This is a genomic window from Brevibacterium sp. p3-SID960, from assembly GCF_025144725.1.
Taxonomy (GTDB): Bacteria; Actinomycetota; Actinomycetes; order Actinomycetales; family Brevibacteriaceae; genus Brevibacterium.
On sequence record NZ_JALXKS010000045.1, the window covers coordinates 1 to 23,433 of the forward strand.

Here is a 23,433-nt window from a genome sequence, read left to right on the forward strand (position 1 = left end):
GGCTGCCTGGCCGGCCCGCACCTCGGGCACGGTGGCGCCGGCGACGAGGACCTCATGCGGGTCATCGACCAGGGTCTGGGCCATTGCTGCGGCGACCTCCGGGGCAGCAGCGGCCACGGAATCATCCGGGGCGGCCGCCTTCTCGATCGCCCCGGCCACCTCAGGGGTGATGAGCGCGTCGACGAAGCCCTCCGGACCGACATTCCAGCGCAGCGACTCGAGCATCGGCTCAGCGACATCCGCAGACAGGTCGGTCATGAGAGCTACGGCGATTCCAGCCGAACGCAGCCGCGTGATCGCATCCACGGCACCGGGCAGCGCGTGCGCCCGCAGCCGCTGCGCGCTGTCCGGACCGGTCGTGCTCGTTCCAACCATCCCGAGGACTGCCAGACGGATCATCCTCACCCCTTCGCACACCCGCTGCCTGCCGGAGAACATCACATGAGTTTAACAGGGCACCCTGCCGGTATTGGCAGATCTGCCAGCCTCGCACCCGTCCATCCGAGGAACCGCCCCACAGCCCCCGTGGTACTCGTGCGACAATGTCGGCATGATCTCAGGCACCCATGCCCCTGACGATGACGGCAGCACCCGGTTCGACAACTCCTCGACCGCAGCCAGCCCTGCCGGATCGTCCCTCGACGCCGAACGCGAACTCGCCGGCCTGACACCGGCGCGCGCCGGTGAGGCTGAGAGCGCCGCCACTCCGTACTGGGAATTCGACCGCGCCTCTTGGTCGCTGCTGGCCGAGAACTCCGAACTGCCGCTGTCTGCTGCCGATGTCAACCGACTGCGCGGCCTCGGCGACACCATCGACCTGACCGAGGTCGAGACGATCTACCTGCCGCTCTCACGCCTGCTCAACCTCTACGTCGCCGCCCGCGGCCAGAAGCACCAGCTCACTCGCGAGTTCCTCGCCCCGCTGCGCGACACCGGCAAGGATCCCGCACCCAAGCGCACCCCGTTCGTGATCGGCGTCGCCGGCTCGGTCGCCGTCGGCAAGTCGACGACCGCTCGCGTGCTGCGTGAGCTCCTCGCCCGCTGGCCCTCGACCCCGCGCGTGGAGCTCATCACCACCGACGGATTCCTCTTCCCCAACGCCGAACTCGAACGCCGCGGACTCTCCGGCCGCAAAGGCTTCCCCGAGTCCTACGACCGGCGCGCCCTGCTGCGGTTCCTCTCGGCAGTCAAGTCAGGCGCTCCCGAGGTGCGGGCCCCGATCTACTCGCACCACACCTACGACATCGTCCCCGGAGCACAGGTCACCGTCCGCTCCCCCGACGTGCTCATCGTCGAGGGACTCAACGTCCTGCAGCCTCCGCGCCCGCGCTTCGACGGCCGGGTCGGCATGTCCGTCAGCGACTACTTCGACTTCTCCGTCTTCGTCGACGCCAACACCGCAGATGTGCGCGACTGGTACATCCGCCGGTTCATGAAGCTCAAGGCCGGCGCCTTCCGCGACCCCGACTCCTACTTCCACCGCTTCTCCACGCTCGGCGACGAGGAGGCTCGCTCGCTGGCCGGCGAGATCTGGGATTCGATCAACGCCCCGAACCTCGCCGAGAACGTGCTGCCCTCACGCGGCCGAGCCGACCTCGTCATGCGCAAGGCCCGCGACCACTCGATCCGCCGCATCCGGATGCGCAAGCTCTGAGCTGAGCAGCCCCGCCGGGAACACGTGAGCGCCTCCCCGCAGTTGTACCCACTGGGGTGCCGCCCCGGCACCCCGCCGGCACCAGCGCACGCCCCTGCCCGGCCCGCACCCTTGAGGAGACTCCATGACGACACCCTCTCCCCTGGCGCTCATGCACCGCACCATGGCGTCGCAGCGCCTGCACGGCCAGGGCTCACGCTCCGGCGGGCTCTCCGCTGACATCCTCAAGCGGATCTGGCGCTTCGCAGCCGGCCACCGCCACCTGCTCATCGGCTTCATCGTCCTGTCCGTCGTCATCTCCGCCATCGGCGTCATCACCCCGGTGCTCGCCGGCCTCGTCGTCAACGCCATCACCGACACCCAGGACATCTCCGCGATCATCACGATCGCCCTCATCATGGCCGGCCTCGCCCTCGCCGATGCTGCACTCGGCCTGGCCAGTCGCTACCTGTCCGCCCGTGCCGGCGAAGGGCTCATCTACGACCTGCGCACCGCCGTGTTCGACCATGTGCAGACGATGCCGATCGCCTTCTTCAACCGCACCCGCACCGGCGCGCTCGTCTCCCGCCTCAACACCGACGTCATCGGCGCCCAGCGCGCTTTCTCCAACACGCTTTCGGGCATCGTGTCGAACTTCGTCTCGGTGCTGCTGACCGTCGCGGTCATGGTGACGGTCTCCTGGCAGGTGACCGTCATCTCGATCCTGCTGCTGCCGATCTTCTTCATCCCCGCCCGCATGTTCGCCGGCCGGCTCGCCGCCCTCCAGCACGAGGCCGCTGACTACAACGCCGCGATGTCCACCCGCATGACCGAGCGTTTCGCCGCCGGCGGCGCCACCCTCGTCAAGCTCTTCGGCAGCCCCACCCGCGAATCCGAGCAGTTCGCCGCCCGGGCAGCGCGGGTGCGCGACATCGGCGTCAAGACCGCGATGCTGCAGACGAGCTTCGTCACCGCCCTCACCCTCGTCTCCGCTCTGGCACTCGCCCTCGTCTACGGCCTCGGCGGTGTCCAGGCCGTGCTCGGCACCCTCAACGCCGGCGCCGTCGTGACCCTCGCGATGCTGCTCACCCGCCTCTACGGCCCGCTCACCATGCTCGCCAACGCCCGCATGGACATCATGAGCGCTGTCGTGAGCTTCGAACGCGTCTTCGAAGTCCTCGACCTCAAGCCGATGATCGCCGAGACCGCGCACCCCCGCGCCCTGCCGGCCGGGCCCCTGCAGGTGGAGTTCGAGAACGTCTCGTTCACGTATCCGTCCGCCGCCGAGGTGTCCCTTGCCAGCCTCGAAGAGGTCGCGATCCTCGATGAGCGCACCGATCACGAGGTGCTGCATGACCTCAGCTTCGAGATCTCACCCGGGCAGACGGTCGCCCTGGTCGGCAGCTCAGGTGCCGGGAAGTCGACGATCGCCTCGCTCGTCCCGCGCCTGTACGACGCCACCGCCGGCAGCGTGCGCATCGGCGGCGTCGACGTCCGCGATCTCAGCTTCGACGACCTCAAATCCGCTGTCGGCATGGTCACCCAGGACGGGCACCTGTTCCACGAGTCGATCCGCGACAACCTCCTCATCGTCAAGCCGGACGCAACTGAGGAGGAGCTGCGCTCAGCGACCTCCCGGGCCCGCCTCGATGCGGTGCTCGCCGAACTGCCCGACGGCCTCGATACGATCATCGGCGAGCGCGGCTACCGGCTCTCCGGCGGCGAGCGCCAGCGGCTGACGATCGCCCGCCTGCTGCTGGCCGCCCCACCGGTCGTGCTGCTCGACGAGGCCACCTCCGCACTCGACTCGACCTCGGAGGCCCACGTGCAGCATGCGCTGTCGGAGGCGATGAGCGGGCGCACCGCGCTTGTCATCGCCCACCGGCTGTCCACCGTGCGCGGGGCCGATGCGATCCTCGTCGTCGAAGACGGCCGGATCGTCGAACGCGGCACGCACAGCCAGCTGCTGGCAGCCGACGGCCGCTACGCGGAGCTCTACCGCACCCAGTTCGCCGACCAGGAATGAGACATGAGCGCCGAGACCGCCAGCGCGGGCAGCTCCATCGCCAGCCAGGAGTAAGCGCAGGTCAGGAGCGGTCTGACGCGAGGAATGAGCGCAGGCCACCGGGCAGCTACGACAACTTCACTCAGTCGTCTTTGAGGGTTCACACGGAAAATGCACAGGTGATCGAGGCTGGAGGTTGCGGCTGTGCACAGTCGGGTTCGACAGTGCCGCCGCTGCACTTCTCCGCCAATCGATTCGAAGGATCACCGTGCGCTCCGACTTGCCGCAGCATTCTCTCCCTGACACCGACTCCGCGCATCTGCGCCGCATCCTCGCGGCCCTCATCACCGCGCTTCTCGTGTGCGCCCCGGCGCTCCTGCCCTCCTCAGCTTTCCAGCTCACCGCTGCGGCAGCACCGACCGACGATCAGCTCGGCGCCGACGGCTCGGTGCTGCGCGACGCCACCACCGAACGGGTGGCACCCGGCCTCGACCTGACGAACTTCTCCCGCTTGGAGGACAAGGGGTGGACGAATGCCAATGTGCTCACCGCAGACCTCACGACCCCGTCGCTGAGCATGGATGTCGCCAACCCCGGTGATGTCACCTCGCGGGCGACGGTCACTGAGCTCATGAGTGAGGACACCGCTGTCGCTGCGGTCAACGGCTCCTTCTTCGACATCAACTACTCTGATGCCCCGATCTACTCGGTCGTCGGCCAGGACGGCATGCAGGTCGGCACCAGCCAGCCGAAGCCGGCACTCACCATCGACGGCGTCACTGCTGCGATCCGCGAACTGTCGGTCACCGGCACTGCGGAGTTCGGCGGCAAGGCCCATGAGCTTGCCGGACTCAACAACCCGGACCTCGATCCCGACAGCATCGGCGTCTACACCTCCCAATGGGGCGACTACACCCTCGACCGGCCGGTCGGCGGCCCCAATGCCGTCGCCGAGCAGGTCGCTCGGGCCACCATCGTCGACTCCGAGGTCGTCGAGGCCAGCGGCCTGACCGATACCGCCGGCGAGATGGACGCCCCCGAGGGCGGGCAGGTGCTGCTCGGCCGTGACGCCGGCGCCGAGGCGGTCGCTGAGCTGGAGGTCGGCGACACTGTCACCATCGACGTCGGCCCCGCTGTCGACGGTGCACCCGGCAGCCTCGACCTCGGCCTGGCTGGCTCCGACCAGATCCTCACCGACGGCACCGTCCCGGACCTCCCGCACGCTCTCGCCACCGCTGAGCACCCGCGCACCGCCGTGGGAATCAGCAAGGACGGCAGCGAGCTGTTCGTCCTCACCGTCGACGGCCGCAGCGCCGAATCCCGCGGCATGACACTCATGGAGACCGGCCAGCTGCTGGCCGATATGGGTGCCCACAACGCCCTCAACCTCGACGGCGGCGGTTCGACGACGATGGCCGCCCGGGCTGCCGGCACCGAGCGCCCGATCGTGCACAACAACCCTTCCGATGGTGAGGAGCGCGAAGTCGTCAACGCCCTCGTCTTCCACTCCAGCGCCCCGCGCGAACAGCTCAGCGATGTGCAGATCAACACCGCCCTCGACGACGCTGGGGCCGTGCTCACCGGCACCCAGCGCACCCTGACCGGCACCGGCCTGGGTGCCAACCTCGAACCCATCACCACTGACGGCGAGTTCAGCGCCAACGGCAGCGTCACCCTGACCGAATCCACCGGCGACCAGGCCGTCGTCACCGGCGACGCGCGCGGGCGCGCCGATGTCACCTATGCAGCCGGCCCGCATACCGCCGCCCAGCAGCTGCGGGTGCTCGGCGAACCGGCCGGCCTCATCGTGAGCGAACGAGCCATCAACCTCACCGAGGATCAGCCGCAGGGAGTCGTGACCGTCAGCGGCTTCGACGCCGACGGCCACCGCGCCCCGATCGAGACCGCCGACATCGAGGTCACCGCGCCAGACGGCATCACGGTCGAACCGGCCGGGCTCGCAGAACTGGCGATCACTGCTGAGGCCGGTGCCGCCTCGGGCCCGGTGGAGATCACCGTCGGGGAAGTCTCCACGCAGGTAGCCGTCACCGTCGGCACCGAGGAGCAGACTGTCATCGATCTCGGAGATGAGACCCTCTTCACCGACGATGCCGCCCGCGCCGCCGGTTCCTTCGGCTCCGCCGAGGGCCGGGAGGAGGGCACACGCGGCATGCGCCTGCAGTACGACTTCACCACCTCGACCGCCACCCGCGGCTACTACCTCGTGGCCAAGGAACCCGTCGAGATCGACGGCACCACTCTCGCCTTCGAGATGGACGTCAAGGGCGATGCCACCGGTGCGTGGCCGCGCCTGCAGGTCACCGCCGCTGACGGCACCGTGACGAATCTCGACGGTGAGCACATCACCTTCGATGACTGGAAGCGGATCCGCTTCAGCGTGCCGGAGGGCCTGGCCCAGCCGCTGAGCTTCGGGCGCATCCGGATGATGGAGACCCGCCCGGGCGAGAGCTACAGCGGCGACATCACCGTCGCTGACCTCACCGCCGTCGTGGCTCCGCCGGCCGAGGCCGCCCCGAATGCCGTCGTCCACGACCCTGGCCTGCTCGCCTATGGCGACACCACCGAGCGACCGCAGCAGATCGCGGTGATGAGCGATTCGCAGTTCGTCGCCGCCGACCCCGACAGCCAGAACGCCCAGGGCGCCCGCCGCACGCTCAAGGAGATCCGCGAAAGCGGCCCGGACCTGCTTGTCATCAACGGTGACTTCGTCGATGAGGCCAGTCCAGAGGACTTCGAGCTCGCCCAGACAATCCTCGATGAGGAATGGGATCCGGCGATCCCCTACGTCTACGTGCCCGGCAACCACGAGGTCATGGGCGGGGAGATCGCGAACTTCGAAGAGGCCTTCGGCGCCACTCAGACCGAACGCACCCTGGGCCGGACGAAGCTGTTGACGTACAACACGGCGACCGGATCGCTCAAAGACGCAGGCCTCAACCAGCTGCAGTCGCTGGAGAGCTCACTCGATGAGCTGTCCGAAAGCGATGACCTGACCGGCGCGGTGCTGTTCTTCCACCACCCGCCGCAGGATCCGCTGCCCACCCAGAACAGCAAGCTCAACGATCCGCGAGAGGCCAAGGAGCTCGAACGGCTGCTCGGCGAGTTCCGCTCCGAGACCGGGAAGTCGGTGGCCGTCGTCAACGCCCACGTCGGTGTGTTCCACGGCTCCGCAGTCGACGGCGTCAGCTACCTCATCAACGGCAACTCCGGCAAGAGCCCTGCCGGTGCCCCCAGCCAGGGCGGCTTCACCGGATGGACGATGCTCGGCGTGCAGCCCGGCAAGGGCCAGCTGGGTGAGAACCCGAGCCCGGCCGACCGTGCCGCCTGGATGGCTGCTGAGACTCGCCCGTGGGTCGACGAGATCTCCGTTGAAGGTCCGACAGCAATGGTCCCGGGCCAGACCGACCAGGTGAGCGCGAGCTTCGACCAAGACGGCCGCACCCTCGACGTCAAGTGGCCGGTCACCTCCCAGTGGGGCGGCGCGAATGTCGTCGTCGACACCAGTGACGCGCCCGCCGCTGCCGATGCCGATGGAGCTGCTGCCGGTGACCCTGTCGAAGCCGCCGCCGAGGTGGTGCGGGTGAATCCGCGCACCGGTGAGCTGACGGCCCTGGCACCGGGCACCGCTGAGCTGAACGTCACCGTCAACGGACGCGTCGGCACGCTGGAGATCACCGTCGCCGGTGACGAGGACGAGCAGCCCAGCCCGGACCCGACCGAGGAGCCGACGGACGGGCCGACTGACACCCCGTCGGACGAGCCGTCTGAGCAGCCGAGCGAGGACCCGAGTGAGGATCCGAGTGAGACTCCTTCCGAGGAACCGACGGATGGGCCGTCCGAGGACCCGAGTGAGGAACCGGGAGACGACCCGACCAGTCCGGAGGACGAGCGCGACGACTCCGAACGCAACGACGAGTCCGGCCGCGACGACGACTCCGAACGCGACGACGACTCCGAACGCGATGACGACTCCGAACGCGATGACGACGCGCAGAGCAAGGACCGTAAGGACCGTCACGGTGATCCGCTGCCGCGAACCGGTGCGCAGCTCATCGGCTATGCCGGGCTGGCCGCACTGCTCATCGGCGCCGGCGGAGTGGCGGTCGGCCTGAGCCGACGACGCCGCTGAGTCCGAGACGCACTGCTGGTCGGCACTGGTTGAGGGAACCCCGTGCCGGCCAGCAGTGTCAGCGGCCGTCTCGGGAGCGGATCAGCGCACGTGCCGCTGGCGCGGGCCGAGCGGAAGCCGGGCGATGATCGCGAAGAGGATTCCGGCGGGAATGCAGATGAGCAGCAGTGAGATGAACACGTACAGCGCCGAAGGCATCCACACGACGCTGACCATGTAGACGATGACGGGGAAAGCCAGCGCTAGGAACAGCGCGGTGATGAGCGTGCCCTTGAGATCGGCGATCGGCTTCTTCCAGCGCACTGCGCCGATCGCGAAGTTCGCCAGCGCCGCGACCATGCCCAGCAGCAGGAATGAGCTCATCAGCTCGCCGAAGATCCACGCGAGTCCACCGGCTGGCCGGCTTGCCTGCACCGCAGCCGAGGCGCCGGTCACCAGCAGTGTGACGAGCGCTGTCGAGCCGGCGGCGAGGACACCGGCACGCACCGGCCGGCTCTCGACGTTGAGCAGGGGCAAGCGCCGGGGCGCGCCGGAAGCGTGAGCACGGCCATTGCGGCCGGGCTGATCCGCTGACGCAGAATCAGGAGGGGTGGGTGCCATATCCCTACGGTATAACGCTCGCGCGCTCTCCCGAGTCCGGACATCACTGCGCAGATTCTGACAGAAACGACAACGATTCTGACAGAAACGACAACGAGCTCAGACAGACAGCCGCAGACTTCACACAACCGCCGGGGCGAGCCACTGTGCGCGAACTCAGCACAACGGAGGGGCCGATCCTGATTTTTAGGGTGGGCCCAGCGACTATGTGCATGAGTCACAATCAGGTGATTGCTATCAGCGTATCGGCGACGAGTCGCGACGATTGAGCTTTGCGCAACGCCAAGAACTTGAGTGGGATCGTGGCTTCGCCAGCTTTGACGGCACTCGGGCACCTGAAGCTGATATCTCAGACCTCGATGCCGACCACCTTAGGGACTGTCAAGATCTGCTTGGGTCGTCCTCTTCCGAACGGGCTCTGCACGCTTGTGAGTTGCTCACCAAAGACGGCCGCATCTCGGTAGCCGCGTACGTGCTCTTTGCACGCCGACCACAAACCATCTTTCCGAGCGCCCATGTCAGAGTATTGAAGTACTTGCAGAACGAAAGAGGCGCTGGACGTACACACGCCGTTGCATCCGGAAGTGACGTCAGGTGCGAAGGCTCACTGCCGTCACAGATCAGCGAGGCTGCCGATGCAATTGCCCAAATGATCCCGCACCGGCACGCCCTCGGCGATTCTGGACGACTCGAGAGCCTCCCAATCATCCCCGGAGACGCATGGCTGGAAAGCCTCGTCAATGCCGTGGTCCATCGCTCCTATAGCATCAGCGGCGACCATGTCAGAGTGGAGATTTTCCCAATCGAATCGACATCACAAGCCCGGGCAGGTTCCCCGGCATGGCCGACATTGTCTCGCCCGAATCGATCAGCCGCAATGCGCGCATTGCCAGAGTCTGCGCAGATCTCGGAATCACAAGAGCTAGGAGAGGGCATCCGCCGGATTTTCGCGGAGATGCGACGCACCGGGCTGTCCGAACCGATGTACGTTCAATCATCCCAATCAGTCCGCCTGACGCTCTTGGCACGCAGTTCACTTCCCAGCTCCATTGAAGAAGCACTGGGGCCTACGGGAATGAAGATCTTCAAAGCAATGCGGCAGGCTCAACGCCCATTGGGCACGGGCCAGATTGCGGAACTGGTAGGGATGACCCGTCCCACCGTGTTGCGACATCTCACTCGAATGCCCGACGCCGAGATCGTCACCTGGCGCGGCGAGCAGCCAAAAGACCCGCATGCGACATGGCGGCTGAACTAGGCCGAGCTATAAAACCTCAGCGTCAGAGTACTTTAGTGCTTGTCTGGCGGATCCCGGCGGCAGCTCGCTGACCAGGCAGAACACCCGTCTCATAGCACGTTTCGCGGCTAGAACAATTTTAGAGCTACTTCAACTTGTCCCACCTGCGCACCTCGTTCCGGCCCTGCCGCCTCACCTGTAACAATCACGTCTCATCCCCCACCGTTCGCTCAGCTTCCATGCAGATGCATCACATCTGGGCCCATAATGGAAGGCACGCACAGCAGCATCGATGGCGATGAAGAGATGACGACTATGACGAGATCCCCAGCACGTGCACCACGCCTGCGCCGCCTGGCTCAGGCGACGACCGCCTCGGCGGCGGTCGCGATCCTCGCTGTCATCAGCGGCTGCACGCGTCAGAGCGTCGACCTCGGCGCCGCTGATTCCGACGACGTCATCGTCGCCTCGATCTCCGGTGAGCCCGACCAGCTCGACCCGCACTCCACGACCTCCTACTTCGCCTTCGAGGTCCTCGAGAACGTCTACGACACCCTCGTCGAGCCCGATGAGGAGTTCAACATGCAGCCGGCGCTCGCGGAATCCTGGGAGGTCAGCGACGACGAGCTGACGTGGACGTTCCACCTGCGCGAGGGCGTCACCTTCCACGACGGCTCCGACTTCACCGCCGACGACGTCGTCTACTCCTACCGGCGCATCATCGACGGCGAACTCGCCAACGCCTGGAAGCTCACGATGCTCACCGACGTGCGCGCCATCGACGACCACACTGTCGAGATCGACGTCGACGCCCCCAGCCCCACCCTGCTCTCAGCGCTCGGCGGGTTCAAGGGCGTGGCGATCGTCGAGGAGGACAACGCCGAATCCGGTGACATCACCACCGAACCGATCGGCACCGGCCCCTTCGCCGTCGACTCCGCCCGGCCCGGCGACTCCGTGACGCTGAAGGCTAACGAGGACTATTGGGGCGGAGCACCCGAGGTCGCCGGCGTGCAGTTCCGCTACATCACCGAGCACAACACGGCTGTCGCCGCCCTGCGCTCCGGGGAGATCGATTGGACCGACTCGATCCCGCCGCAGCAGTTCGGCACGCTGGACAAGGACCAGTCGCTGCACATCGAATCGGTCATCTCCAACGACTACTGGTACGTAGCGATGAACGAGGCGAAGGAGCCCTTCGACGACCCCCAGGTCCGCCAGGCGATCGCCTACGCCGTCGACCGCGACTCGATCGCCCAGGCCACCGGGTTCGGCACCTCGGAGGTCAACCAGACCGCCATCCCGGGATCGAGCCCATGGGCGTATGACTATGCGCCCTTCGAACGCGACACCGACAAGGCCCAGCAGCTGCTCGACGAAGCCGGCGTATCCGACCTGTCGATGGAGCTCATGGTCACCAACGAGTACCCCGAGACCGTCACCGCCGCCCAGGTCATCGCCGACAACCTCTCCGACGTCGGCATCTCCGCATCGATCACCACCCTTGACTTCGGCTCCTGGCTCGACCGGCAGGGCCAAGGGGACTTCGATGCGCTCATGCTCGGCTGGCTGGGCAACATCGACCCCGATGACTATTACTACGCCCAGCACCATTCCAAAGGCCCGTCGAACTCGCAGGGCTACTCGAACCCCGAGGTCGACGAGCTCCTCGACGCCGGCCGCGTCGAGATGGACGAGGGCAAACGGCACGAACTCTACGAGCAGGCCGCCAAGCACATCGTCGACGACGTCTCCTACCTGTACCTGTACAACCCGGCGGTCATCCAGGCCCACACCTCGCGCCTGGAGGGCTACACGATCCGCTCGGATCGGGCCGTCCGGTTCCGCGATGCGAAGCTGACAGAGGACTGATGGGCATGAGCGATCCGAACACCCACGGCAGCAGCACCGCTCCCGAGGCGCCGGACCGATCTGCAGACACCCCGCGATCTGCAGACACCCCGCGTTCTGCAGACAACCAGTCGAGCCAGGCCGAGCAGACACAGCAGGCGGGCTTCTTCACCCGGCATCCGTTGCTGACGTTCATCCTGCGCCGCATCCTGCTGACCTTCGTCACCCTGCTCGGCGTCATCGTCGTCGTGTTCTTCCTCATCCAGCTCGTGCCCGGCGACCCGGTGCGCATCGCCCTGGGCACCCGCTACACTGATGAGGCCTACCAGGCCCTGCAGCAGGCCTCCGGGCTGGACAAGCCGCTCATCGCCCAGTTCTTCTCCTACATCGGCAGCGCGCTGATCGGCGATCTGGGGGTGAGCTTCCGCAACGGCGAACCGGTCATGATGCTGCTGCTCGAACGCCTGCCCGCCACGATCTCCCTGGCCCTGTGCGCCATCTTCGTCGCGCTGCTCATCGCGATCCCGCTCGGCACCATCGCCGGACTGCGCGAAGGCGGCGTCATCGACTCGATCGTCCGCGTCATCAGCCAGTTCGGCGTGTCCATCCCGGACTTCTGGATGGGCATGATGCTCATCAGCGTCTTCGCTCTCGGCTTCGGCTGGCCCTCATCCGGGTACACACCGCTGACCGAAGACCCGATCGGCTGGGCCACGCACATGGTGCTGCCGGCGATCACCGCCGGGGTCGTCTCCGCCGCCATCCTCACCCGGTTCATCCGCACCGCCGTCATCGACGTCTCACACGCCACCTTCGTGCGCACCGCCACCTCGAAGGGCCTGAAGCACTGGACGGTGCTGACCAAGCACATCGGCCGCAACGCCCTCATCCCGGTGCTGACGATCTCCGGCATCCAGCTGGCCACCCTGCTCGGTGGCGTCATCGTCGTCGAGGTCGTCTTCGCCTACCCGGGCCTCGGCCGGCTCATCTACGACGCCGTCGCCGCCCGCGACTACCCGCTGCTGCAGGGCGCGATCCTCCTCATCGCGTTCATCTTCCTCACCATCAACCTGCTCGTCGACGTGCTCTACGCCATCATCGACCCGAGGATCCGGATCTCATGAGTGCAGACAAGCCGACCCGGCAGACACCGGACACCGCCGCCCAGAGCAGCCACGCCGCAGGCAGTGCCACGACGGCCTCCGGCAAACAAGCCACCACCACCGACACGAGCGCGAAGAAGAACACCCGCGCCTCGACACTGTCGCTGCTTATGACGAACCCGACCGCCGTGTTCGGGCTCATCGTGCTCGCCGTCATCGTCGTCCTCGCGCTCTTCGGGCAGTGGATCGCCCCGTACGGTGCCAACGACATCGACGTCCCGCGCGCCCTGCAGGCACCCAGCAGCGCCCACTGGTTCGGCACCGACGAACTCGGCCGCGACGTCCTCTCCCGCGTCGTCATCGCCGCAGCCACCTCGCTGAAGGTCGCACTCATCTCCGTCGGCATCGCGCTCGTCGTCGGCGTCGGCGTCGGTGTGCTGTCGGGCTACCTCGGCGGGGTCATCGACTCGATCCTCATGCGCATCGTCGACGTCGCCTTCTCCTTCCCAGTTCTGCTGCTGGCCCTGGCGATCGTCGCGATCCTCGGCCAGGGCATCGGCTCGGCCATGATCGCCATCGGCATCGTCTACATCCCGATCTTCGCCCGCGTCGCGCGCGCCTCGACCCTGTCCGTCCGCCAGGAGCCCTACGTCCAGGCCGCCCGCACCATGGGCGTGTCATCCGGTCGGATCGTGTTCAGCCATGTGCTGCCGAACATCTCCGGGCCCGTCATCGTGCAGACCTCGCTGTCACTGGCATTCGCGATCCTGACCGAAGCCGCCCTGTCGTTCCTCGGCCTCGGCGTCCAGCCGCCGGAACCCTCGTGGGGCAAGATGCTCTTCGATGCGCAGGGCTTCATGGCCGACGCCTGGTGGATGGCGGTCTTCCCCGGTCTGGCGATCTTCGTCGTCGTGCTGGCCTTCAATCTGCTCGGCGACGGCCTGCGCGACGTCCTCGACCCCCGCCAACGCACCATCATGCAGAACCGGAGGAAGAAGTGAGCGACATCCCTGCTGATCAGGCTTCCGCTCCCGAGGCAGCGGGCGCCCGCCGTGATCCCGCGCCCGAGGCGCCGGTCCTGGAGGTCTCGGATCTCACCGTCGGCGTGGGCCGCAACGACATCGTCCACGGCGTCGACTTCGCGGTGGCCACCGGTCAGACACTCGGCATCGTCGGCGAATCCGGTTCCGGTAAGTCACTGTCGGTGCTCTCGGCCACCGGCCTGTTCGAAGCCCCCGGCGGCTACGTGCACGGCTCCTCGACACTCGACGGCGAGCAGATCGTCGGCGCACCTGCCGGGCTGCTGCGCAGCATCCACGGCCGCCGCATCGGGTTCGTCTTCCAGGACCCGTCGACAAGCCTCAACCCTCTCATGACCTTGGAAGCGCAGCTGGCCGAAGGCCCGATCAAGCACCTCGGTATCTCAGCCCCCGAGGCTCGCGAACGTTCACTGCAGCTGCTGACCGAACTCGGGCTGCCCGATCCCGAGCTGCGGCTGGGCTACTATCCGCATCAGCTCTCCGGGGGTCAGAAGCAGCGCGTCATGATCGCTGTGGCTCTCGCATGTGAGCCCGACGTGCTCATCGCCGATGAGCCGACCACCGCCCTCGATGTCACCACGCAGGCCGCGATCATCGATCTTGTCGCAGGTCTCCAGCGCTCCCGGGACATGGCCGTCGTCTGGATCAGCCACGACCTCGGGGTGATCGGCCAGATCGCTGATGACATCGTCGTCATGCGCGCAGGCGAGATCGTCGAACGCGGCAGCGTCGCCGACATCTTCGAACGTCCGCAGCACGAGTACACGAAGACGCTGCTGGCTGCCCGCCCGCTGCTGCGCACCCAGCAGAAGGCAGGCTCTGCAGATGCCCACGCCGACCGGGAGGAGACGGGTGAGCCGCTGCTGCGGATCGAGGATCTGACGGTGGACTTCGAGGTGTCCTCCCCCACCGGCAAACGCACCATCACCGCCGTCAAGGATGTCAGCCTCGATGTCTACCGCGGCCGCACGCTCGGCATCGTCGGCGAATCCGGTTCGGGCAAGTCGACGATCGCCAACGTGCTCACCGGTGTCGTCGAACCGGCCTCGGGAGAGGCGCGGATGAGCGGGGACCCGGTGCTCAGGCTGTCGGGGGCCGATCTCAAGACGATGCGCCGGCGCATCGCAATGGTCTTCCAGGATCCGTTCGCCGCTCTCGACCCGCGGATGACCGTGCAGCGTTCGATCGCCGAACCGCTCATGGCGCACAACCTCCTCCCGCGGCGGCAGCGCCGACAGCGCTGCGCCGAGCTGCTCGACCAGGTCGGTCTGGATGCGTCGTTCATCGAACGCTACCCGCATGAGCTCTCCGGCGGGCAGCGGCAGCGCGTGTGCATCGCCCGCGCCCTGGCCGTCGACCCCGAGCTGCTCATCCTCGATGAATCGACTGCCTCACTCGATGTTTCGATCCAGGCGCAGGTCCTCGATCTGCTCGCTGAGCTGCAGGACGAGCACGGCTTCGGTTACATCTTCATCGGCCACGACCTGGCTGTCGTCGAGCAGGTCAGCGACACGGTAGCGGTGATGAAGGACGGTGAGGTCGTCGAGTACGGCACCGCCGAGCAGATTCTGCGCGACCCGCAGACCGACTACACCCGTCAGCTCATCGACGCCGTCCCGCCGGCCGAACCGGTGCGCGCCTGAGGCTGCTTCAGCACGAGTGTCACGCCTGCGCCGGCTTGTGATTCTCAGTCGTCGGGCAGGCTGAGCTGTTCCAGCGCTTCGATGACGCCGGTGAGAAAACTCTCGCGTGGGGGCATGCCGTCGTGTGGGGTCATGTAGTCGTGCGGTCGTGATGCGGGAAGGCATGTGGGGAGTCCGTTCGCGGCTTGCTGCGCTCGAAGGATCGACGACTGTGGCCCTGAACAGATACGTGCTCAGGGCCACCGGTCGATAGGACTCACGTGGCGAAGCCGGTCAGCTCCGCCTGCCGATCACAACGCGAGTTCGCGCTTGACGACCTCTGCTAGGCGCTCGGCCTGCTGCTGGGCGAAGTCGTGCGTCTCCGCTTCGACCATGACGCGGATGACCGGCTCGGTGCCCGAGGCGCGCAGCAGCACGCGACCGGTCTTGCCGAGCTCGGCCTCCACCGCTTGGACCTCGGATGCGACGGCGGGGTCGCCGGCCCGGGTCTTGTCCACGCCCTTGACGTTGACGAGCACCTGCGGCAGCCGCGGGATCTCGGCAGCCAGGTCGGCAAGCGAGCGCTTCGTCTGCGCCATGCGGGCCAGCAGATGCAGGGCGGTCTGCACGCCGTCGCCAGTGGTGCCGTAGTCGAGCATGAGCACGTGACCTGACTGCTCACCGCCGAGGGCGTAGCCATCGGCGAGCATGCGCTCGAGCACATAGCGGTCACCGACCTTCGTCTGCACCGTCGTGATCCCGGCCTGTTCCATCGCCAGGTGCAGGCCGAGGTTCGACATCACGGTGGTGACAAGCGTGTCGTGGGCGAGCTTTCCGGCGTCCTTGAGGCTGAGCGCCAGGATGCCCATGATCTGGTCGCCGTCGACCTCGCGGCCGAGCGCGTCGACAGCCAGGCAGCGGTCGGCATCGCCGTCGAAAGCGACACCGGCGTCGGCCGAATGCTCCTTGACCGCAGCAACGAGCGAATCGATGTGGGTGGAGCCGACGCCGTCGTTGATGTTGTAGCCGTCCGGGTCGGCGGCAGTGACGATGACGCGGGCGCCGGCTTGGCGCAGGGCGGCTGGTCCGACGACCGAGGCGGCACCGTGGGCGCAGTCGACGACGACGGTGAGTCCGGCCAGCGGCGCCCCGATGATCTCCAGGGCACCGGTGACCGGTGCGACCGGGGCATCTGGGTCGGAACCGGCAGGCTGCTGACCCTTGAACACGCCCATGACCAGCGATTCGACGTATTCGTCGGCAGCGGACGGGAAGTTGCGGATCCGGCCGACGGCGTCGCCGGTCGGCCGGTCCCAGTCGGTGCCGATGAGACCCTCGATCTCGTCTTCGAGGGCGTCGGGCAGCTTCGTGCCGCCGCGGGCGAAGAACTTGATGCCGTTATCGGGCATCGGGTTGTGGGAGGCTGAGAGCACGACACCGAAATCGGCGCCGGTGCTCTTCACCACGTGGGCGACGCCGGGGGTGGGCAGTTCGCCGACGAGCAGCACGTCGACGCCGGCGGCGGCGATGCCGGAGGCGACGGCGTGGGTGAGGAACTCACCGGACGCACGGGTGTCGCGGCCGATGACGGCGAAGGGCCGCTGGCCGTTGGCGGCGACTCCGGCACCGGAGGGTCCGGCGACGGCGGCATGCTGGCCGTTGCTGCCGCGGCGGGCGAGCACGCGGGCGCCGGCTTCGGCGATCTGCAGGGCGAGGGTGGCGGTGATGTCGGCGTTGGCGAGTCCGCGCACGCCGTCAGTGCCGAAAAGTCGTGACATGGTCGTCCTTGTAGGTGATGTGACAGGTCAGTGGGCCCAGTTGGCCTGGCCGCAAACACTCAGACCCCCGCACCGCGCAAGGCGGGTGCGAGGGTCCGAGGTTCAGCATAGGGCCCGCACAGCGGCTGAGCGCATCAGCGCTTCGAGAACTGCGGTGCCTTGCGGGCCTTCTTGAGTCCGGCCTTCTTGCGCTCCGGGACGCGGGCGTCACGGGTGAGGAAGCCGGCCTTCTTCAGTTCGGCGCGATTGGACTCGCGGTCGATCTGGTTGAGGGAGCGGGCGATGCCCAGGCGCACGGCACCGGCCTGGCCGGAGGGTCCGCCGCCGGAGATCCGCACGAAGACGTCGAAGCGCCCCTCGAGGTCGAGCAGGCGCAGCGGCTCGTTGACGAGCTGCTGGTGCAGCTTGTTCGGGAAGTAGGTCTCCAGGTCGCGGCCGTTGATCGTCCACTGGCCGGAGCCGGGGACGAGGCGGACGCGGGCGATGGCCTGCTTGCGGCGGCCGACGCCGGAGCCCGGGGCGGTCAGCGACTGTCCGCGGCCACCGGCCACGGACTCGCCCAGACCAGCCGAAGCCGGGGTCTCGGTGGAGTATTCGGTCAGTTCGACGTCGTCGACGTCAGGGGTGCTGGTGGTATCAGCCACGGTTCTCCTCTTAAAGTCTTGGATGCCTGGTGCTTACTGCGCAACCTGGCTGATCTCGAACTGCTGCGGGTTCTGGGCGGCGTGCGGGTGCTCGCCACCGGCGTAGACCTTCAGCTTCTTGATCTGGGCGCGACCGAGGCGGTTCTTCGGCAGCATGCCGGCAACAGCCTTCTCGACGGCGCGCTGCGGATCCTTGGCCAGCAGCTCGGAGTAGGACGTGCTCTTGAGGCCGCCCGGGTAGCCCGAGTGGCGGTAAGCGCGCTTCTGCTCCAGCTTGGCGCCGGTGAGCGCGACCTTGTCGGCGTTGATGATGATCACGAAATCACCCGAGTCGACATTCGGTGCAAAGGTCACCTTGTGCTTGCCGCGGAGCAGGCGGGCAGCCTGAGAGGCAAGACGGCCGAGGACGACATCAGTGGCGTCGATGACGTGCCACTGGCGCTGAACATCGCCGGGCTTGGGGGTGTACGTACGCAAAAGTAGCCTTCTTCTTCGTCTATTGAGTGAACAGCTCGATGGCCGCCATTTCCACAGGTCGTGATCCAGGAAACGGCGTCCGGCTTGTCTGGCGCGCATACGTTCCCACACAGCTGACCCTCATCCCAGTGCCTGCAACGCGAATGAGGCTTCATGAGGAGCGTGTATAGACGTATACAACAACAGGCTAATCTACCGGAATCGCCGCCCCGGGCGCAAACCGGGACCAACCCGACCGGAAACCAGGACCGCCCCGGGCGCAAACCGGGTCCAACCCGACCGGAAACCAGGACCGCCCCGGGCGCAAACCGGGCCCGCGCCGCCTGGCAGCAGGCCTCTCAGCAGGCGCCATGATCCAGCCGATAAGCTGGGCGGGTGCCAGCTTCCTCAACTCCCACCCGCGCGCGCGGTGCCGCTCCGGTGAGCATCCTCACGCGCCTTCTCGTGTGCCTGGGCGCCATCGCAGCCCTCATGCTGCCCGCCACGGCACCTGCCGCAGCCGGCCACCCGGCCGACGTCTCGGGAGAGGAGCACCCGGTCGTCTTCATCGGGGCCTCGGGTCTGTCGATGTCCGACATCAGCCCGGAAAGCACCCCGCACCTGTGGAAATTCGCTGAGCGCGCCGACATGGCCAATGTCACCGTCCGTTCCGTGGTCTCGGTCACCTGCCCGGCCGCCGGCTGGCTCGCCGTCGGGTCTGGGGCGCGCATGCACGCGGTCAACATCTCCCCTCATGTCACCGGTGAGCAGGCCGCTGCCGAGGCCGACGACACCCTGAGCAGCGATGACGAGGAGCGGGCCGCACAGGAGCGCCGCTCGGCGTGCCCGGACCTGCGCGCCCCAGAGGGAACCGGTGAGGACGTCACGGTAGAGAACTTCGACCGCGTCGTGGCAGCCAATGCGCAGAACTCCTACAGCTCAGGGATCGGCCAGCTGGCTGACGCCGCCCGGGAATCCCGCGTGTGCGTCGAGGCGATCGGCCCGGGGGCTGCGTGGGCGGCGGCCGATGAGACCGGACGCATCGACACGTGGGAGCCGGCCGGCACGAAGCCCGGCAGCTCGGCTCGCGCCCAGCAGGCCGACACCGCTGGGACCGGACTGTGCCCACTGACCCTCATCGACGCCGGCACGATCGGCTCGGAGCGCTGGACGGCCGACGCCCCGGCCGGCGAGCACGATGAGCAGCTCGCCGCGATCGACGAGCACATCGGCGGATACCTCGCAGGCCTCGACCTGAAGACGACGACCGTGCACATCGCCGGGGTCGGCGACCGCGGCAGCCCCTCCCGGCTGCGCGCCCTGCTGCGCTCCACCCCGGAGGTCGCCACCGACGCTCAGCCTCCCGGGACCCTGGAGAGCTCCTCGACGCGCAAGCCGGTGCTGCAGCTGACCGACCTCACCGCACTGCTGCTCGCCGCCGCCCCGGGCATCGACAGCGACCTGGCCCCGCATCCTGCCCAGCTCAGGCGCATCGACGCCGGCGCACCGGCAGCCGAGCGCATCGACTCCCTCGTCGGAGATGCGACCGCGGCAGCGACCGTGCATCGCAGCGCCCAGACCTTCTCGATCGTGGTGACCACCGCCTTCTACGCCCTCACCGTCGCCGTGGGCCTGCTGCTGCTGGTTCCGCTGCAGCGCTGGTGGGCGCGCTGGGCCGGAATCGCCCAGCCGGTGCTCGCCGGGCGGATCCGCACCGGCCTCGGCTGGGCCGGCCTCATCCTCGGCACCGTGCCGATGGGCTCGTTCATCGCAGCCCTCCTGCCGTGGGAGCGGATGGCCGACCCGGTCCTCGGCCTCGGCCTGGCGATCGCTGCCGGTTCCGCGCTGCTGCTGGCCACCGGCTTCGCAGGTCCCTGGCGGCGCACCTTCGCCGGACGCGTCGCCGCGATCTGCACGGTTACGGCGGTGCTGCTCGGCGTCGACGTCGCGCTGTTCGGCTCGCAGCTGCAGTACAACTCGCTCATGGGCTACAACGCGATCGTCGCCGGCCGCTTCTACGGCCTCGGCAACCAGGGCGCAGCCCTGTTCATCGTCGCCCTGTTCCTGGCTCTGGCCTTCGGTGCCCGGGCACTGGCGGCACGCACTGACCGGCGCGGGCCGCTGACCCTGTTCCTGGCAGGTCTCGGCGCGATCGCCGTCGGCACGCTCGGCAACCCGGCGTGGGGTGCGAAGTTCGGCGGCACCGTCGCCACCCTGGCCGGGCTCATGGTGCTCATCGCGCTCAGCCTCCGCGCCCGCCTGTCGCTTCTGCGGCTGGCTGGGATCGGGGCTGTCTCGCTCGGTGCCATCCTCGGTGTCGCCGCCCTCGACTATCTGCGCGCGCCGGCAGCCCGCTCGCACTTCGGCAACTTCTTCGCCCAGCTGCTCAGCGGTGAGGCCTTCGAAGTCATCTCCCGCAAGCTGAGTGCGAACCTCAACATCATCGTCGTCAACCCCGGAATGGCGATCATCGTGCCGCTGGCCGCCGTCGTCATCCTCATCTTCCTCGCCTACCTGCGCCGGTTCCCCGCCACCGCGCCGCTGACCCACCGCTTCGAGGGCGTGCTGCCCGAGGCCTTAGAGGATCGCTACGTCCACGCCGGGTTCCTCGCCGTGTGCACCGGCCTGCTCGTCGGCCTCGTCATCACCGACTCCGGGGTCGCCGTACCGGGCACCGGGGCGATGATGTTCGTCCCGTTCCTCCTCGCCCTCAGCGCCGATGTCCCTGCCGGTCGCACGCCGTCAACGGCGGCGACTATGCCCGAGGCGGATTCTGGATCGCAGGAGACGGCTGGAGCCAGTGTGGCTGGGGAGGGTCGATGATCCGTCTGCGCCCAGCCCTTCTGGCAGTGCTCAGCGCCGTGCTCATCGCAGCCCTCGGACTCGCCGGCCCATTCGCGGCCGCCGCGCAGGCACAGGGCGCCGGGCCACCGAGTGCCCAGGCACCGGGTGCCCAAGTGCCGAGAGCCCAGGCACCGAGTGCCCAAGTGCCGGGAGCCCAGGCACCGAGTGCACTGGCGCAGCCGACCCAGACTGCCGGTCAGCCGCAGTCCCAGCCGGTCATCTTCGTCGGCGTCTCCGGCCTCGAGCACGAGGACCTCGATCGGTGGCGGACCCCGCACCTGTGGTCACTGGTAGAGAACGGGTCGATCGGCACGATGACCCCGCGGTCGGTGCGCTCGACGAGCTGCCCGGCCGACGGCTGGCTGGCGGTGAGCTCCGGGCGGCGTGCGGCCGATGAGTCTGCCGCCCAGTGCCGGGCCCTGCAGCCGCCGCTGTCAGGCTGGACGGCTGACTGGGACGTCTACCAGGAGAAGGTCGCCCATGACCGCTATGACGCCGACCTCGGTGCGCTGGCTGCAGCCGTCCCCGAACTTCATGCGATCGGTCCAGGAGCAGCGATCGCCGCAGCCGAATCCGATGGTCGGGTGCGCTCCTACGAGAGCCTCGACGCCGACCTCGGCGACCAGGTGCGCACAGCAGCTGAGCACCATCCGCTCGTGCTCATCGACCTGGGCAATGTGCGCACCCCCGGGTACTCGATCACCGAACTCGACGACCACCTCGGAGACATCCTCGCCGCCTACGACGAACACGCCGCAGGCGGTGCGCAGCCGCTGCTCATGGTCGCCTCGATCGCCGACGGCTGGACTGAATCCTCCAGTATGCAGTTCGCTGCGATCCAGCGGCCCGGTGAGCAGCCGGGCATCCTCACCTCCCCGTCGACCAAGCAGCCGGGCCTCATCCAGACGACGGACATCATGCCGACCCTCGTGCGCGCGACCGGCGCGCAGACGGATGCGAACCTCGCCGGCGCCCCAATCACCGCCGCCTCGGCGCCGGCCAGCGCTGGGGATCGCTACCAGCTCATGCTCGACCGGCAGGTCGCCGTCGCCACGCAGGCGGCGATGTCGGTGTGGTTCTATCCCGTCTTCGCCGGGCTCATGGCCGCGCTGCTCGCGGTTGCCACGCTCGTCGGCCGGCGCGCCTGGCCGCGGGTCATCAACCCGCTGCGCGCCGGCGGGCTGTTCTTCGCCGCGATCCCGGTCTCGACCTACCTCGTCAATGTCATCCCGTGGGAGCGTTCGACGAGCCCGGATGTCGCGATGCTCGCAGCCTTGGCCGGGTGGGCGCTGGCACTGACGCTGGCCGGGCTGCTCGGGCCGTGGAAGCGCTTCACACTCGGCCCGCTCACCTTCGTTGCCGTCGCCACGGTGTTCGTCCTCGCCGGTGATGTCATCACCGGTTCGCACCTGCAGATGTCGACGCTGCTCGGGGAGCCGCTGCTCATCGCCTCCCGGTTCTACGGGATCGGCAACTCAGCTCTCGCGCTGTTCCTCACTGCGCTCGTCTTCGCGCTCATCACCGCCTGTTCGCTCATCGCCAACCGGTGGGTGCGGCTGAGCATCGTCCTCGTGACGATGGTGCTCGCCTGCCTGCTGCTGGCCACCCCGGGGCTGGGCACGAAGTTCGGTTCGGTGCCGGCGCTCGTCGTCGGCCTGGGCGTGCTGGCACTGGCGGCTGCCGAGATCCGGGCCTCGATCAAACGGCTGGCGCTCATCGTCGGCACAACAGCCGGCATCATGATCGCCGTGTTGGTCATCGACTGGCTGCGCCCGGCTGATGACCGCACCCACTTCGGCCGCTTCTTCGCCTCGATCATCAGCGGTGAGGCCGGCGCGGTGCTTATGCGCAAGATCGGCATGAACATCGACATCCTCACCCAGTCGTGGATGACGCTGCTGCTGCCGCTCATCATCGCTGGCGTGTTCTGGGCGGCGATCGCTCCGGGCCGGTTCCGGATCCCAGCGCTGCCGCGGCTCTACGCCCGGTTCCCGTACCTGCGCATGGGCATGATCTCCCTGGCGGTGCTGCTGGGCGTCGGCGCCGTCGTCAACGATTCCGGCATCATCGTCCCGGCCGTTGGGCTGCTGTTCCTCGTCCCAGCACTGGCCCATCTGGTCGGGCGGCAGGCAGCCGAATGTCAGCGCGAGGGGCGGACCTCTCGACCATTGTCCGACGGCCCGGCGGGTGAGGCCGGTGGGCCCGAAGCTGTGCGCAACGGGACGGTTCCGCAGTCCCAGCGCTGATCTGCCGGAGCTCTTCAGGTGCGGTGCGAACTCCCGCTGGATCTTTGAAACGCCCCCGCGGGGACCCCACCGCGGGGACTTCTGCTTCCGGCACCTCTCCGCTGTCGCCCCTGTGAGCGCCCGATGCGGTGACCCCTGGCTGAGCACGTCAGACGCTGGGGTAGGTTCGTCAGACGCCGGGGTAGGTTCGTCAGACCCTGAGGGAGGTTCGTCAGACGCTCAGC

16 protein-coding genes and 1 pseudogene are annotated in these 23,433 nt (G+C 67.8%); 11 read left to right on the forward strand and 6 right to left on the reverse strand.

Features of this window, described 5'->3' with window-relative positions:
- A pseudogene (locus tag M3B11_RS11830) lies at positions 1-399 on the reverse strand (hypothetical protein); the annotation flags it as partial.
- Between the two features lie 151 nt (positions 400-550).
- On the opposite strand from M3B11_RS11830, the gene coaA reads away from it, so the two are divergent.
- The 3 genes from coaA to M3B11_RS11845 all read left to right on the forward strand — a co-directional run bounded on the left by coaA (position 551) and on the right by M3B11_RS11845 (position 7,788).
- A complete protein-coding gene (gene coaA / locus M3B11_RS11835) occupies positions 551-1,654 on the forward strand; it encodes a type I pantothenate kinase (protein WP_259877626.1) in 1,104 nt (367 codons plus the stop codon).
- Between the two features lie 124 nt (positions 1,655-1,778).
- On the forward strand, positions 1,779-3,659 hold the full coding sequence (locus M3B11_RS11840) for an ABC transporter ATP-binding protein (RefSeq protein WP_259877627.1): 1,881 nt from the start codon (positions 1,779-1,781) through the stop codon (positions 3,657-3,659).
- Positions 3,660-3,906: 247 nt separating this feature from the next.
- Positions 3,907-7,788: a phosphodiester glycosidase family protein gene (locus M3B11_RS11845; protein WP_259877628.1), complete on the forward strand. Its 3,882-nt coding sequence runs from the start codon at positions 3,907-3,909 to the stop codon at positions 7,786-7,788.
- An 81-nt stretch (positions 7,789-7,869) separates the two neighbouring features.
- On the opposite strand, the gene M3B11_RS11850 is transcribed toward M3B11_RS11845, so the two are convergent.
- Positions 7,870-8,388 (reverse strand): hypothetical protein, encoded by a 519-nt coding sequence (locus M3B11_RS11850; RefSeq protein WP_259877629.1) that lies wholly within the window; start codon positions 8,386-8,388, stop codon positions 7,870-7,872.
- A gap of 613 nt (positions 8,389-9,001) precedes the next feature.
- Positions 9,002-9,142: a hypothetical protein gene (locus M3B11_RS13425; RefSeq protein WP_396121568.1), complete on the reverse strand. Its 141-nt coding sequence runs from the start codon at positions 9,140-9,142 to the stop codon at positions 9,002-9,004.
- 86 nt (positions 9,143-9,228) lie between these two features.
- On the opposite strand from M3B11_RS13425, the gene M3B11_RS13430 reads away from it, so the two are divergent.
- From M3B11_RS13430 to M3B11_RS11875, 6 genes are all read left to right on the forward strand, one after another.
- The gene (locus M3B11_RS13430) at positions 9,229-9,441 is read left to right on the forward strand and encodes a hypothetical protein (protein WP_396121569.1); all 213 of its coding nucleotides are present in this window, start codon (positions 9,229-9,231) and stop codon (positions 9,439-9,441) included.
- Positions 9,442-9,463: 22 nt separating this feature from the next.
- On the forward strand, positions 9,464-9,646 hold the full coding sequence (locus tag M3B11_RS13435; RefSeq protein ID WP_396121570.1) for a winged helix-turn-helix domain-containing protein: 183 nt from the start codon (positions 9,464-9,466) through the stop codon (positions 9,644-9,646).
- Between the two features lie 294 nt (positions 9,647-9,940).
- Positions 9,941-11,497 carry an ABC transporter substrate-binding protein gene (locus tag M3B11_RS11860; RefSeq protein ID WP_259877631.1) on the forward strand — a complete coding sequence of 519 codons (1,557 nt, stop codon included), beginning with the start codon at positions 9,941-9,943 and terminating at the stop codon, positions 11,495-11,497.
- 5 nt (positions 11,498-11,502) lie between these two features.
- Entirely contained in the window at positions 11,503-12,600 is a 1,098-nt protein-coding gene (locus M3B11_RS11865) for an ABC transporter permease (RefSeq protein WP_259877632.1), read from the forward strand.
- Positions 12,597-13,580 carry an ABC transporter permease gene (locus M3B11_RS11870; RefSeq protein WP_259877633.1) on the forward strand — a complete coding sequence of 328 codons (984 nt, stop codon included), beginning with the start codon at positions 12,597-12,599 and terminating at the stop codon, positions 13,578-13,580. Before M3B11_RS11865 ends, M3B11_RS11870 begins: the two co-directional genes overlap by 4 nt.
- Entirely contained in the window at positions 13,577-15,262 is a 1,686-nt protein-coding gene (locus M3B11_RS11875) for an ABC transporter ATP-binding protein (RefSeq protein ID WP_259877634.1), read from the forward strand. The genes M3B11_RS11870 and M3B11_RS11875 overlap by 4 nt, the downstream gene beginning before the upstream one ends.
- Before the next feature lie 290 nt (positions 15,263-15,552).
- Here M3B11_RS11875 and M3B11_RS11880 read toward each other — a convergent pair whose 3' ends face one another.
- The 3 genes from M3B11_RS11880 to rplM form a co-directional block, all read right to left on the reverse strand.
- Positions 15,553-17,019: a phosphoglucosamine mutase gene (locus M3B11_RS11880; RefSeq protein ID WP_259877635.1), complete on the reverse strand. Its 1,467-nt coding sequence runs from the start codon at positions 17,017-17,019 to the stop codon at positions 15,553-15,555.
- Positions 17,020-17,153: 134 nt separating this feature from the next.
- Positions 17,154-17,663, reverse strand: a complete 510-nt coding sequence (gene rpsI / locus M3B11_RS11885; protein WP_259877636.1) for a 30S ribosomal protein S9 — start codon at positions 17,661-17,663, stop codon at positions 17,154-17,156.
- A gap of 33 nt (positions 17,664-17,696) precedes the next feature.
- Entirely contained in the window at positions 17,697-18,140 is a 444-nt protein-coding gene (rplM, locus tag M3B11_RS11890; protein WP_102161819.1) for a 50S ribosomal protein L13, read from the reverse strand.
- A 420-nt stretch (positions 18,141-18,560) separates the two neighbouring features.
- Between rplM and M3B11_RS11895 the strand changes: the two genes are divergently transcribed.
- Both M3B11_RS11895 and M3B11_RS11900 read left to right on the forward strand, forming a co-directional pair.
- Positions 18,561-20,942 (forward strand): hypothetical protein, encoded by a 2,382-nt coding sequence (locus tag M3B11_RS11895; RefSeq protein ID WP_259877638.1) that lies wholly within the window; start codon positions 18,561-18,563, stop codon positions 20,940-20,942.
- A complete protein-coding gene (locus M3B11_RS11900; protein WP_259877639.1) occupies positions 20,939-23,209 on the forward strand; it encodes a hypothetical protein in 2,271 nt (756 codons plus the stop codon). Before M3B11_RS11895 ends, M3B11_RS11900 begins: the two co-directional genes overlap by 4 nt.
- The last annotated feature ends 224 nt before the right edge of the window (positions 23,210-23,433 follow it).